This is a genomic window from Salicibibacter halophilus (assembly GCF_006740705.1).
GTDB classification, from domain to species: Bacteria; Bacillota; Bacilli; order Bacillales; family Marinococcaceae; genus Salicibibacter; species Salicibibacter halophilus.
The window spans coordinates 3,440,454-3,454,653 of sequence record NZ_CP035485.1 but is presented as its reverse complement, the minus strand read 5'-3'; the positions used below and the strand labels follow the sequence as shown (position 1 = coordinate 3,454,653).

Here is a 14,200-nt window from a genome sequence, read left to right as displayed (position 1 = left end):
CCCCTCTCTCTCGCACAAGAAGCGTCGCCTTCGGCTTACTCGAATTCTTCAAGCGCCCGCTCCTCACCCCATATCTCCACACCTAACTCCTCGGCTTTGTCCTTCTTGGAGCCGGCATCTTCCCCGGCAATAAGCACGTCTGTGTTTTTGCTGACGCTTGAAGTCACTTTTCCGCCGTTCGCTTCAATGATTTCCTTTAACTCATCGCGCGTCCAGTGTTCCAGCTTACCCGTAAGCACAAACGTTTGAGCTTGGAACTTATCCGATTCACTCCCTGTGCTTCCTTTATATGTCATGTTCACGCCAGATTCTTTTAAACGATTTAGCATGTCCGCCGCTTCAGATTGCAGAAAATATTGTTCGACCGCCTCTGCCATCTTGTGCCCGATTTCCGGCACCGCCTGAATATCTTCCGATGATGCGCTTTGCAAGGCTTCCATCGTTTTGTAATGGCGGGCGAGTGTGTCGGCCGCTTTCACGCCGATAAAACGAATGCCCAACCCAAACAGCAATCGTTCCAGCGAATTGTCTTTAGACGCTTCAATTGCCGCAAGCAAATTATTCACTGATTTATCGGCCATGCGTTCAAGCTTGACTAATTCTTCATATTGCAAGGTGTATAAGTCGGAAATATCAGCAACGAGATGGTGATGAAACAGTTGTGTAATCACCCGTTCTCCGAGCCCGTCAATATTCATGGCATTTCTGGAGACAAAATGGATCAATCCTTCTCGAATTTGCGCCGGGCACCGAGGATTGATACAGCGTAAAGCGACTTCCTCTTCCAAATGGACAAGCTCGCTCCCGCATTCCGGACACTCCGTCGGCATTGAAAAATTCTTTTCCTTCCCCGTACGTGCCTCTTCCAAAACACGTACAACTTCCGGAATAATGTCTCCTGCTTTTTTAATAATTACTTGGTCTCCGATTTTAATGTCTTTTTCCCGAATAAGTTCCTCGTTGTGAAGGGAAGCTCGCTGCACCGTTGTTCCGGCGACCGTTACCGGGTCAAGATGAGCGGTCGGGGTTACGACTCCGGTTCGTCCCACCGACAATTCGATGCCGGTTAACGTCGTCATTTTTTCTTCTGCCGGAAACTTGTAGGCAATCGCCCAACGGGGGCTTTTGGCTGTAAAACCAAGTTCATCTTGCTGTTTCAGGCTATCTACCTTAATCACGATGCCGTCAATTTCATACTGAAGGTCCTTCCGTTTCTCGATCCAGTGATGAACATAGGCGATTACTTCTTCCATCGAACCGACGTGCCGGTTTTCGGGGTTCACTTTTAATCCTAACGATTTCATATAAGCAATCGCCTCATCGTGGGAGGTCACTCCCTCCCCGCGATCGTCACTGATGGCATAGAGAAAAATGTCCAAATTCCGAGCAGCCGCAATTTTGGGGTCCAACTGCCTGAGAGAACCTGCCGCCGCGTTTCGCGGGTTGGCAAATAACGCTTCGCCTCGTTGTTCTTTCGCCTCATTTAGGCGTCGAAACGAATGTTCCGGCATAAAAACTTCCCCGCGCACTTCAAGGCTTGCTGTTTCATTAAGACGCAACGGAATTGAACCCACGGTTTTCAGGTTTGACGTAATATCTTCGCCGATTTGGCCATCGCCTCTTGTCGCGCCGCGAACCAATCGGCCATTCTCGTAGGTGAGGGCAACCGCGAGGCCATCGATTTTAAGTTCACAGCTATACGTCACATCGTCTTGCGGCGACAGTCCCTGGCGCACGCGGCGGTCAAAATCCCATAATTCCTGCTCGTTAAAAGCATTCCCGAGACTTAACATCGGCCGTTCATGACGAACTTTTTGAAATCCGGAAAGCACTTCCCCGCCAACGCGCATGGTCGGGGAATCCTCACGTTTCAAAGCGGGAGACTTTTCTTCAAGCTGTATGAGTTCCCGCATGTCTTCATCATAATTTGCATCAGGAACGATAGGATCATCGAGCACATGATAATGGTAATTATAGCGATGCAACCGTTCACGCAGTTCCTCCGCGCGCGTTTCTGCATCTTGATCTATAGCCATAGCCGGTCTTCCTTTCTTATTGGCGTGTGATCGGGGCGAATTTGGCAACGAGGCGTTTTATGCCTTCTTCGGGAAATGCAATATCCAACTCTTGGTCTTCATCCTCCCCTTTTACAGCGACCACCGTACCTGTTCCCCATTTACGGTGGTCCGCTTTGTCTCCCACCTTCCAAGCATGTGTTTCTCCGCCCGTCCGCGTCGTCGTAGTCACCTTCCCATGTTTTCGCGCCCCATTCATGTTGGACTCGGCATTGATGGAGACATTATTTGGCGAGTCCGGCGCGGTTTCAAATAAATCTCCCGGCACTTCATTGATAAACCGCGAACCCGGATTCATTTGCGCGCGTCCGTAAAGGCGTCGGGACAAAGCTTTTGTTAAATGCAAGTGTTCTTCCGCGCGTGTCATTCCCACATACGCCAGTCTGCGTTCTTCTTGCATCTCTTCTTCTTCAAATAAAGAACGGTTATGGGGGAAGATCCCCTCCTCCATCCCGATTAAAAAAACGGTGGGGAACTCCAGCCCTTTGGCGGCATGCAGCGTCATCATCGTTACCGTTTCTTGCTGTCCTTCTTCCTCATCATCGAGACGGTCAATATCCGCGACCAATGCAAGGTCGGTCAAAAAGGCGATCAACGACTTGTCTTCCTCTCTTTTTTCAAACTCTTGCGCCACGGAGAGAAGCTCATCAATATTTTCAAGGCGGCTTTGGGACTCCAATGTCTTTTCATCATTGAGCGCCTCCCGATAGCCGGAGGTTTCCAATACATCCTCAATAATATCGAGCACCGATAAATATTCTTGCTGACTTATCCAGTTGTTCAGGTGCTCCGCAAAGCCGAGAAGCTTATTCGTCACTGTTGCTGAAAGGCCGATCTGTTCAGATTCCAGGAGGGCGCCATACATGCTTAAGTCCTGATTGTTCGCATAGGCAGCCACTTTATCAACCGTTGTCGCTCCAATCCCTCTCTTAGGGACATTAATAATCCGCCGCAAGCTGATATCATCATCAGGATTGGCGATCACCCTTAGATAGGCAAGCACATCTTTAATTTCTTTGCGGTCATAAAATTTTGTGCCACCGATCATTTGGTAGGGGATATTCGATTTGACGAACAATTCTTCCATCACACGCGACTGGGCATTTGTGCGATAAAGGATCGCAAAATCCTGATAACCCTGCTGCTTCGCTTGTGCCGCTTCTTTAATCTGATTAACGACATAAAACGCTTCCTCACGTTCATCCATAGCTTCATAAAAATGAATGCGGGTTCCATCTTTATTTTCGGTCCATAAATTTTTCGGCTTGCGCCCGCTGTTATTTTTGATCACTTCATTGGCCGCCGATAAGATTGTTTTTGTGGAACGGTAATTTTGTTCCAGTAAAATCATCTCGGCTTCCTCGTAATCTTCTTCAAAAGAAAGGATGTTGCCGATATCCGCTCCACGCCACTTGTAAATGGATTGATCTGAGTCACCGACGACACAGATGTTGCGAAAACGCGCGGCGAGTTGCTTCACAAGCATATATTGCGCCTTGTTCGTATCCTGATATTCGTCCACATGGATGTATTGGAACTTGCGCTGATAGTATTCCAACGCCTCGGGGACTTCGCGAAAAAGACGGATCGTCGTCATGATCAGGTCGTCAAAATCAAGGGCGTGATTGATCCGAAGACGCCGTGCATATTCTTTATAAACATCGGCAGCCACTTCCTCAAAAGGCCCATTTGCATTTTTGGCGTATTCGGCGGCGCTGATCAGCTCATTTTTGGCACCGCTAATCATGCCGAGCAGTGTCCTGGGCGGAAACTTTTTAGCGTCCAGGTTTTGATCTTTTAGGATTTGTTTGATGACCGATTGCTGATCGGTAGCGTCCAAAATGGAAAAATTGCGGTTGATGCCGATACGGTCAGCATCCCGACGCAATATCCGCACGCATAAGGCGTGAAACGTCGACATCCAAATGCTGTCGGCCACCCCGCTGATCAATTGCCCCACACGTTCCTTCATTTCTCGCGCCGCTTTATTCGTAAAGGTGATCGCGAGAATGTTCCAAGGTGCCACCCCTTTTTCCCGGACCAAATAAGCAATCCGGTGGGTGAGCACACGCGTTTTCCCACTTCCGGCACCGGCCATGATTAAGAGCGGACCTTCTGTCTTTTTCACCGCCCGCTGTTGTTCCGGATTTAATCCTTCGAGTAATTGTTCAATCATATTTCGTTGCATTACACGCACATCCTTAGCGCTTGTTGGTTTTCCTTTTTGTTTCCTTCACTGCGTTTACGGTCTTCAAAGCTTCTTCTTTATTTTCATAGAGGGCGTTGCCTACGACAACCGTATCCGCCCATTTGGCCATATCAACCGCTTGTTCTGCCGTTTGTATTCCTCCACCGTAAAATAACCGGGCGTGCTCAAGCGTTTGGCTTACCTTTTTTACAACTTCAATGTCTCCATATGTACCGCTGTATTCAAGATAAAAGATTGGCATCCGCAAAACACTTTCGGAAAAACGGGAAAAAGCGACGATATCGTCCATATCCAATGCCGCGTCAGCATCTGTTCGCCTTGCTGCGCTGGAATGACGATTCATAATGCAATATCCTTCGCCCAAGACGTCGGCCGTTTTAAGGAACTGGCCGTGGGCTTTCAGTGCTTGTTGGTGAAGACCGCTGATAAATGCCGGATGATGGGCATTTAAGACAACCGGAATCAAATAAGCGTCAAATCCGGGCGTGAGTGCCTCGAGTTCTGTCACTTCCAATACACACGGCACTGAAAAACGTCTTACAGCCGCTAAACATTCCGTTACATTGTCAACTGTCGTTCCTTCTGTGCCTCCAACAATAACCACGTCTGTTCCCGACTCACAAATCTCCGCGAGCCATTGCTCGGAAAATGGCCGCCCCGGATCGACTTTAAACGCGTGACGCCAGGCCTTCATTTCTTCCATCATTTCGGAAAGCCTCCGCTTCGAATTGGTGATTGGGGTTTCGAGACCCCGCCCTCGGTATTATATATGCTCATGCAAAAGGTGGAAAACATTCAGCCTTTCCGAATGGTTCCCAAGCTTATATTATAGCAGAAATTCTTCCGTTTCTTAAGCTGGGAAGTTATACACCTATGATATCAAACATTTGTTCGATTTTCAATTGACCCCGCAGGTCTTCTATGCCATAGCTTGTTTCTTCTATAAAAATATGATAGATGTGAGATTATTGAAAAGCGAATAAGGGCATACCGGTAAAGGAGGGATCTTGCTTTGAAAAACCTATTGTTTTTAACATTCGGAACGTTTTTGTTCGCCTTGTCGATCACGCAGTTTGCCATGCCCAACAATTTAGCGGAAGGGGGCATCGCAGGGCTTGCCTTATTGCTTTTCTACGCATTTGGATTTTCCCCGGCGATTGTTACCTTCATTTTTAACGCTGTTCTTCTGGGGATTGGCTACCGGGTATTGCCGACACACATGATTTATAAATCTCTATTAAATGTGCCGTTATTTTCTCTTTTTGTTTACTTAATGGAAGATTGGGGCCAACCAATGGGGGACCCTTTACTGGCGGCAATATTTACCGGTGTGTTTACCGGCGCTGGTTTCGGCTTCATCTTTCAGGCAGGCAGTACAACCGGGGGCACCTCCACCGTCGCCCGCATGCTTAACCATAAATTCGGATGGGAACTGACAGGCGCAAACTTTGTCCTCGATGCGATCATCGTGGTGGTCGGAATTTTTATTATCGGCCCGCTCTTTGCGATGTACACCATTGTCGCGCTATATGCCGGCAAAAAAATTACCGATTACGTACTGGAAGGGTTTCAATCAAGGAAAGCCCTCAATGTCATTTCCACAAAAGGCAACGACATTTCTGATGCTGTCATTCGTTTAATGAATTCAAGCGCTACCATTTATGAAGCATATGGAAGTTTTTCACAAAAGAAACACCAAATGGTCTATATCGTGATTGAAAAACAACGATTGTTCCATTTAAAACAAATGATATACGATATTGACCCGAACGCTTTTATCGTTGTGTATACGGTTAAAGATGTCTCCGGTGGCACGTTTTTAAATCAATACCATCCTTCCCAAGAGTCTTTCCCTACGAAAGACACTTTTGAAGATGAAAATTTTGGCAAAGCAAATGACTCGCGATCTTCAACGTCGTTCGATTATAATGGACCGTATGGTCATTGACCACTAATGTTATTCACATCACGACGGAGGGATTTTTGATGAACATCGTTGCCATTGTCGGAAGCACAAGGCAAGACTCATATAATTACAAAATCGCAAAACATATGGAAAAACGGTATGCCGATCGATTTAATCTGAAAATCCTAAACATCGGAGACCTTCCGTTTTATAACCAAGATAAGGAAAACACCCCTTCACAGGAAGTAACTGCGTTTAAAAAGAAAGTGGAGGATGCAGATGGCGTTCTGTGGGTAACCCCTGAGTACAACGCGACCATCCCCGGTGCGCTAAAAAACGCCATCGATTGGCTCTCACGGGTTGATCAAGTCATGATCGGGAAACCATCATGGATCATGGGCGCTTCCATGGGGGCGCTCGGTACGGCAAAAGCCCAAGCCCATTTGCGCGATATTCTTTTTGCTCCGGGCTTGTCCTCACCGCTCCTCCCCGGGAACGAAGTGTGCATCGGACAAGTGCACACAAAACTTGACGAAGACGGCAATCTCGCTGATGAGGACACAATCGCGTTTTTGGATACCGTTACCGATAACGTTATCCCCTGGATCGAAAACCAACGGACGACCGCCAAGATATAATGCTTGAAACCCATGAAAGGCCACCGCCCTTCGATGGGTTTTTTTATGTCAATATAACGTATTTTTGTAGGGATATTCCGTTGCTGAGCGGTAACCTTGTGCACCCGCCGGCTCCCATCTTTGGTGTACATGTGCACGTTGTTCAAATGAATGCGTGTGCGGATAATAACGGACATACTTGTAGACGTGATGTTTAATGAAATGTGTTTGGACCGTTTGAACTTCCGGTACGACATACGTTTGCACAAATGGGACCAAACCGGGGCAAGCGGAGCCGGCGGCCGAAAATGGAGAATGCGGACCTGGGGCTTCCGGGTGCTTTCCAAACATCGTATAGCCTCCTTTAAACCGGATTCCTATACTTTATGCAAAGACAAGCTCCGTCGTACTGGTCCATTTGCCTACGCCCTCCATCCACAGTCTTATATAGCGAATAAATAAAGCCCCGGGCAGACGGATAGCTGTGCCCGGGGCTTTATTTATTCGCCGTGTACGCGGCTGAGCGCCAATTGATAACTGTCATTTCCGTAATTGAGGCAACGCTTCACACGGCTGATGGTAGCTGTGCTTGCTCCCGTCTCCACTTCAATTTTATGGTAAGTCTTCCCTGCCTGGAGCATACGAGCCACTTCCAGCCGCTGGGCGAGTGATTGTACTTCGTTAATCGTGCAAAGATCATCAAAAAATTGATAGCATTCCTCGATATCTTTTAAAGATAATATCGCGTGAAATAGTTGATCCATTTCTTTGCCGCGTAATTTATCAATTTGCATAGCAATCCTCTCTTTCACAGATAAAGTGAAACTTCCATTAGAGAGGGTTTTCCATCCTTTCTAATGGTTTTAACGCACACCGGTCAAGACCGACTGCTGTAAAAAGGCTTCACCGACCTCCGGCGCCTGCAATCATCCTTTTTCAGAGCATAGCCGCTCCGATTTCACCCTTTTCTATTTTAACGCATTATCGTAGGAAAGAGAACGCTTTTTTTGTGTACGTCATAAATCCCTTTTGCTGTCGTGCGTACATAAGGCAAATGAGTTGCTGAAAAGAAAAAGATGCTATACAACGGATCGTCATAAGGATAGCCGCATGCTTTCAAAATGTGAACGAAAGCTGCATGCCTTTCCATAACTTCCTCCATAGACAAGTCAGCCATCACCCCAAAGTAAGGGAGTGGAAGCTGAAAGCGAAGGTCTTCCCGGTCATTTTCAATAAATAATCCGCCGCCGGATGCCTTCAATTGATCAAACGCTTTTTTCATGGCTGCTTTCTTTTTTCCGATCATGATGACATCACCGGTGATCGAAAATGTAGTCGCCAAACCGTCTAGATGGGTGGCAAACCCTTTTAATATCGTATTCATCCGCCATTTTCCATCTTTATCAATCATGGCGAAGTAACATTGATCGTGTTCCTTTCCGAGGGTTTCTTTTGTTGCGTCAATATCAATGTGATAAGGCTTTAATAAAACATTATTGACTAGATGAATTCCCATCGGCATGGAAAAATGCATGTCTTCTTCTTCCAAATCCCAGATGATGCCCTTTTGATCAGAGATATACGGTCCCCATTCGAAGGGCTCCGGCTCGTTTACGACACGCCCTTCCTGCACAATCCACTCGCCTTTTGCCATTACCGAGATTGGGGTAGGGTCTTGCACGTCCATGAGAAAATTGAGATGTGCCACCCTCCCGGGGGCGATCATGCCGTGCATGTCTTCGATCCCATAATGACGGGCAACGTTATACGAAACCATTTCATAGGCGGCCAATGGATCGATGCCTGCTTCAAGAACAATTTTTAACAGAGCATCCATGACCCCGGGCTCATAAAACGTCGGGCTTCCACCGTCGGTCGTAAGGAGGAATCGACTATAATCGGTAATCCCCGCTTCTTTCAATTCCTTGATCAAATGGGGCAAATCAGGGCGCAGCGAGGAATGTCGCAAGGTCGTCACATAGCCGGCGTCCAGTCTGCGCAGCACTTCCTCCCCGGTGATCGCCTCATGGTCACTCATCACACCAAGCAACGCGAGCTGTGCCAATGTTTTTTCCGATGCCCCTGGCAAATGGCCTTCCATAGGTTTATGTCCTTTTTTCAATTGTTCAACCCAATGGAGCACTGTGTCGTCCCCTGCAATGACTCGCGGCCACCCGCTGAATTCTCCACCCTGGACAACGAGCGGATGGTTCACCCAATCCTCAATGTTTTTCGGAGTGAACAAACGATTTTCATCATTCGTTTCCGTTTGTGCGTCTACCCTGGCAGACCAGTACAGCGAGGAAGGCCCTTCTCCCATTTCACTGATGAAAGAAAGCGCTTTCTTTTTTCCCAAGTGCATGAACAAGATTAGATTGTCATTGAAGATTGTGCTCGTTCCGCGTTTCAGGGCATAATCCGCAAAAGCACGGGGGTGATATAACATAAATGGGTGCGCGTGATGTTCGATATAGCCGGGAACGATAAATTGCCCACGGGCATCGTACCAATTTATTTCCGGTGAATTCGCCGGTAACGCATCACCGACGTAGACGATACGGTCATGGTAAATCCATATGTTCGCTTTCGTCCATTGTTTGCGGCCGCTGTTCAGATACGTAGCATTTGTGATCACTTGCGTCGGGGATTTTTCTCCACGAACAACGCTGATTTGCCTACGTTTTGATTGCTTGTTCCATAGCGAGAATGAAGGATGGATGATTCATCACCTGCTCTTTTCTATTCAAACGATCCTGATTTTTTCATACTAATTTCATCGTAACATATTTCAGGTATGTAATGGGAAAAGCAGGTGACAAGAATGCAACAAGTTTTCTTTGAAAAAGAGTTATTCCCGTGTCGGACCCAAACACCTGACCCCCTCTCTCGGCATAAAAAGATGCCTAACACATTTAACCCCCGCCATCATATCTTATCGTATAGACGCCTAATCGTGTGATCGTCCTATAAAGGGGGTTATCATGGAATTCACACACGTATTTTTTCTTATTGTAATTGCCACAGTGTTTATTTTTATCCTTTGGAGAAAAAATGTTGTTTTTCCGGTCATGCTCGGGACGTTTCTGCTTGCTTTTTTTTACTATACAGACTTGGGCGCCATTGACCGTTTGGTTTCCTCTGCGCAAGCTGTCTTTCTTGCTTTTATGAACGCGGGCATTGAACTGTTCGACATCATGTTGATTATTACTTTGATGGTCGCGATGTTGCAAGCGTTGCGGGCAGTCGGTGCCGCTGAGTTGATGTTTTCTCCGATAAAAAAACTGATGATTAATCCAACGACCTCCTTCTTTGTTCTTGGAATTACGATGTACATCGCCTCGCTTTTCTTTTGGCCGACACCCGCGATTGCACTCGTCGGGACGGTTTTGATCCCTATTGCCGTCAAATCCGGCTTGCCTGCTATCAGTGCAGCAGTCGCAGTTAACTTGTTCGGACACGGGATGGCATTATCGGGCGACCTCGTTGTTCAAGGCGCCGGGAATCTAACAGCTGCTGCCGCTGGATTGGATATTGGAGAAATTTTGCCCTATACGGCTTTATTTTCTTTCGTCGTCGGCTTCGTCGCGATTCCTATCGCGTTTTTCACGATCAAAAGGGGGATGAAAAAAGGGAAATGGAAAGCGGATGAGACTGCGCTGGATGTCAAAACGACAAACACGTATCAGGGGAATCCAAAAATCTCAAAAACGATGGCACTATTTGTCCCGCTCATGCTGCTGACGATTGTTGGGCTTATGCTTTATCGCGCGATTTTTCACCCTGAAGAGGCGATTCAGGGCCAAGAAGCCACCGCCCTCCTCGGAGGGACTGCTGTCTTTCTGATGATGATCGCGACGTTAGTCAAAAGCGGCATTCAAGGGATGAGCAATGTCGTGGAATACATGAAAGAAGGGTTCTTCTTCGCACTCAAAATCTTCGCGCCAATTATTCCGTTGGCCGGATTCTTTTTCCTTGGTCACCCGGATCATGCGGAAGCGGTTCTGGGGGAAGGTGCACCTGGATTTCTCTTCGACCTCGGCGAGTCTCTCTCGCAATATATTGACGGCAGCCCTGCCATGCTTGTCATAGGTATAGTGGTAATCGCTATACTTGCCGGCTTAGATGGATCCGGTTTTTCCGGATTGCCGCTTGTAGGCAGCCTTTCGGCCGCTCTCGGGCAAGCAACGGGAATGGATGTCGCAGTCCTCGCTTCCTTAGGGCAAGTCGTGACGATTTTCGTCGGTGGCGGCACACTCGCGGCCTGGGCGTTTGGCGCTGCGGCAGATGCCGGAATCGCCGGCGTGAAACCCGCCGAACTCGTGAGACAAAATCTTGTCCCCGTGTTGATTGGAATTGTTGTTGCTTCAATTTTGGCTGTTTGGATGCTTTGACTATGAACGTTCAACTCCGTAACACTTCGGCAGTGATACGGAGTTTTTTAGGGCGAAGTTCAGCTGTTTTTTTGAAAAACATTATAATGCAAGAGCTATCGGCAATGTGTAAGGACACAATTAGACAAGGATCAAAAAGTTGTCCTTTTCAAATTTTCTCGCATCCCTCGCTCTTTACGATCTAATGTATTACTCTACCTTGACCCCGCGACTGCCAATATCCTTGCGGTAATGATAGCCTTCAAGATTCAAAGCGTCCAAACGTTCATACACCTTATTTTGTGCAGTTTCTATCGTCTCTCCAAAGGACGCCAATAAAAACACCCGCCCCCCGCTACTCCGGAGCTCATTTCTCTTTCCATCAACACCGGCGTAAAATATGATGCTGTCTTCCACATCAAAAGTCATATCACCCGGCACCGGCAATCCTTTTTGATAGGAACCCGGGTATCCGTTCGCCGCGGCCACTACCCCAAGCATTGCGTCCGGCTTCCAAGAAAGCTCAACCTCACGATGATCGAGCACGTCCATTAAGACGGCTGAGAGATCGTCCTCCAGGCGCGGTAAAATCACCTGTGCTTCCGGATCGCCGAAACGAGCGTTAAATTCAATCACTTTCGGGCCGTCTTCGGTCAACATTAAGCCGGCATACAATACACCGGTAAACGGAACACCTTCCGTGACCATCGCCGCTGCCGCCGGCCGAAGCACTGCGTCAACTGCTTCTTCGACCACTTCCGTTCCGACATGAGACACGGGGGAATAAGCGCCCATTCCGCCGGTATTCGATCCCTCGCCGTTATCATAGATTCGTTTATGATCCTGGGATTCCTCAAGCGGAAGAACCGTGTCACCGTTCACTAGAGCCATCAAGGAAATCTCTTCCCCTTGCAAGTATTCCTCAAGGACGACTTTCGCGCCGGATCCGAAAGCGTTATCCAGCAATACATCCGCCAATGCATCAAACGCTTCCTGCATCGTCATGGCGACCGTCACCCCTTTCCCGGCCGCCAAACCGTCCGCTTTAACCACAATAGGCGCGCCTTTGTCTTTCACATAGGCACAAGCCTCTTCATAATCGGCAAACACGGCATATGCTGCCGTAGGGATGCCGTACCTTTTCATTATATCTTTTGCGAAGGATTTACTGCCTTCGATGCGGGCGGCATCCTTTTTTGGCCCGAATACGTTTAACCCTTCCCGGTCAAGGACATCAGCCACACCTGCAAGAAGCGACGCTTCCGGACCGATGACGGTCAGTTCCACCCCGTGTTTCTTCGCTGCCGCCGCCAACGCTTCTCCATCGGTTGCATTCACGGGCAAACGTTCGGCCACGTGATCCATCCCCGGATTTCCCGGCGCTACATAAACGCGATCCACGGTCGGGCTTGTGTTCAGTTTCCAGGCAAGAACATGCTCGCGGCCACCGCTGCCAACGACTAAAACATTCATCTTATCGCTTCCCCTCTCACGCGTGTCTGAAATGCCGCATACCGGTGAACACCATTGTAATCCCTGCTTCATCGGCGGCATCGATCGATTCTTGGTCCCGCTTGGAACCACCGGGTTGAATGACCGCCGTTACGCCTGCTTTCATCGCGGTTTCCACCGTATCTTTCATGGGAAAAAATGCATCGGAACCGAGCGCGCTTCCTTGCGTCTCGGATTGGGCTTGTGCGATCGCAATTTCAGCTGCCCCCACCCGATTCATCTGCCCGGCACCAACACCGACGGTACGGCTGCCTTTCGTCAAGACGATGGCATTTGATTTCACGTGTTTAACAACGCGCCACGCAAATTCCAGACTACGCCATTCTTCGGCTGTGGGCGCGCGCTTTGTCGCCACCTTCACATCCGTATCTGCCAAGCCTTTCACGTCGTCTTCCTGTACAAGCATCCCGCCACTCACTGATGTAAGCGCGTGGGAAACATTTCCGCCACCCGCCATATCCACCTTCAAAAGACGAATGTTTTTCTTTTTCTGTAATAGCTCTAATGCATCATGACTGTAATCCGGCGCGATGATCACTTCCAGGAAGATGGTCGCCAATTGTTCCGCAGTATCGGCATCCACCGTATCATTCAACGCGACAATCCCGCCGAAAATGGAAACAGGATCGGCAGCATAGGCTTCTTCAAAAGCAGCCGACAACGTATTGGCGATGCCAACTCCGCACGGATTCGTATGCTTTACCGCGACAGCCGCCTTCGTATCGCTGAATTCGGATACAAGAGCAAACGCGGCGTTCACATCATTGATGTTGTTGTAAGAAAGTTCTTTTCCGTGCAACTGTTTGGCAGCCGCTATAGATGAATCCGCCGGTAACGGATGCTGATAAAACGAAGCGCCTTGATGCGGATTTTCTCCGTAACGCAGTGTCTGTTTTTTTTCATACGTGAGCGTCATCGTTTCCGGAAACGCCTCTTCGGTCATATACTCGGCGACTAACGCATCATATGCCGCGGTATGACGGAAGGCTTTCGCCGCCAAATGCCTGCGGGTCTCGAAACGAATGCCGTTGTTACGGGCTTCTTCCAACACCCGGGGATAGTCCTCGGGATCTGTCACGACCGCTGCATGGGCATGATTTTTCGCAGCCGCCCGCAACATGGCCGGACCGCCGATATCAATATTATCAATCGCGTCCGCATCTTCAGCACCTTCTTTGCTGATTGTCTCTTTAAAAGGGTAGAGGTTCACGACGACGAGATCGATCGGCTCAATCGCGTGTTCTTGCAATGCTTGTCGGTGTGCTTCCTTTTCCCGGTCGGCCAATAGACCGCCGTGAATCAGCGGATGTAACGTCTTCACCCGCCCGTCCAAAATTTCCGGGAAATTCGTCACTTCGGATATACCGACCACCCGTACGCCTGCCGCTTCTAGCGCACGCTGTGTCCCTCCCGTTGAAATAACCTCAAAATCCGCTTCCTGCAAGGCTTTTGCAAAATCGGAAAGCCCCGTTTTATCACTGACACTTATCAAAGCCCGTCGTTTCATCTCA

General features: G+C 48.5%; 11 protein-coding genes. 3 read left to right on the top strand and 8 right to left on the bottom strand.

Annotation, left to right across the window (positions count from 1 at the left end):
• Positions 1-35: 35 nt before the first annotated feature.
• Genes ligA through EPH95_RS16895 form a run of 3 tightly spaced genes read right to left on the bottom strand, consistent with a single transcriptional unit; the run spans position 36 to position 4,987 of the window.
• A complete protein-coding gene (ligA, locus tag EPH95_RS16905; RefSeq protein WP_193556987.1) occupies positions 36-2,036 on the bottom strand; it encodes an NAD-dependent DNA ligase LigA in 2,001 nt (666 codons plus the stop codon).
• A gap of 16 nt (positions 2,037-2,052) precedes the next feature.
• Positions 2,053-4,263, bottom strand: a complete 2,211-nt coding sequence (pcrA, locus tag EPH95_RS16900; protein ID WP_142091151.1) for a DNA helicase PcrA — start codon at positions 4,261-4,263, stop codon at positions 2,053-2,055.
• A 13-nt stretch (positions 4,264-4,276) separates the two neighbouring features.
• Positions 4,277-4,987, bottom strand: coding sequence for a heptaprenylglyceryl phosphate synthase (locus tag EPH95_RS16895; protein ID WP_142091662.1), 711 nt, complete (start codon positions 4,985-4,987; stop codon positions 4,277-4,279).
• A 309-nt stretch (positions 4,988-5,296) separates the two neighbouring features.
• Between EPH95_RS16895 and EPH95_RS16890 the strand changes: the two genes are divergently transcribed.
• Positions 5,297-6,232 carry a YitT family protein gene (locus EPH95_RS16890; protein ID WP_142091150.1) on the top strand — a complete coding sequence of 312 codons (936 nt, stop codon included), beginning with the start codon at positions 5,297-5,299 and terminating at the stop codon, positions 6,230-6,232.
• A gap of 38 nt (positions 6,233-6,270) precedes the next feature.
• Complete coding sequence (locus tag EPH95_RS16885) at positions 6,271-6,828, top strand: NADPH-dependent FMN reductase (protein ID WP_142091149.1); 558 nt, start codon at positions 6,271-6,273, stop codon at positions 6,826-6,828.
• A 48-nt stretch (positions 6,829-6,876) separates the two neighbouring features.
• On the opposite strand, the gene EPH95_RS16880 is transcribed toward EPH95_RS16885, so the two are convergent.
• The 3 genes from EPH95_RS16880 to EPH95_RS16870 all read right to left on the bottom strand — a co-directional run bounded on the left by EPH95_RS16880 (position 6,877) and on the right by EPH95_RS16870 (position 9,442).
• Positions 6,877-7,158 carry a CotD family spore coat protein gene (locus EPH95_RS16880; protein ID WP_142091148.1) on the bottom strand — a complete coding sequence of 94 codons (282 nt, stop codon included), beginning with the start codon at positions 7,156-7,158 and terminating at the stop codon, positions 6,877-6,879.
• 149 nt (positions 7,159-7,307) lie between these two features.
• Positions 7,308-7,601 carry a YerC/YecD family TrpR-related protein gene (locus tag EPH95_RS16875; RefSeq protein WP_142091147.1) on the bottom strand — a complete coding sequence of 98 codons (294 nt, stop codon included), beginning with the start codon at positions 7,599-7,601 and terminating at the stop codon, positions 7,308-7,310.
• 179 nt (positions 7,602-7,780) lie between these two features.
• Positions 7,781-9,442, bottom strand: a complete 1,662-nt coding sequence (locus EPH95_RS16870; protein WP_227003962.1) for an adenine deaminase C-terminal domain-containing protein — start codon at positions 9,440-9,442, stop codon at positions 7,781-7,783.
• Positions 9,443-9,788: 346 nt separating this feature from the next.
• Here EPH95_RS16870 and EPH95_RS16865 point away from each other — a divergent pair, with 346 nt between their 5' ends.
• Positions 9,789-11,198 (top strand): hypothetical protein, encoded by a 1,410-nt coding sequence (locus tag EPH95_RS16865; protein ID WP_142091145.1) that lies wholly within the window; start codon positions 9,789-9,791, stop codon positions 11,196-11,198.
• 189 nt (positions 11,199-11,387) lie between these two features.
• On the opposite strand, the gene purD is transcribed toward EPH95_RS16865, so the two are convergent.
• The gene (gene purD, locus EPH95_RS16860) at positions 11,388-12,650 is read right to left on the bottom strand and encodes a phosphoribosylamine--glycine ligase (RefSeq protein ID WP_142091144.1); all 1,263 of its coding nucleotides are present in this window, start codon (positions 12,648-12,650) and stop codon (positions 11,388-11,390) included.
• Positions 12,651-12,666: 16 nt separating this feature from the next.
• Complete coding sequence (purH, locus tag EPH95_RS16855; RefSeq protein ID WP_142091143.1) at positions 12,667-14,196, bottom strand: bifunctional phosphoribosylaminoimidazolecarboxamide formyltransferase/IMP cyclohydrolase; 1,530 nt, start codon at positions 14,194-14,196, stop codon at positions 12,667-12,669.
• Between the last annotated feature and the right edge of the window lie 4 nt (positions 14,197-14,200).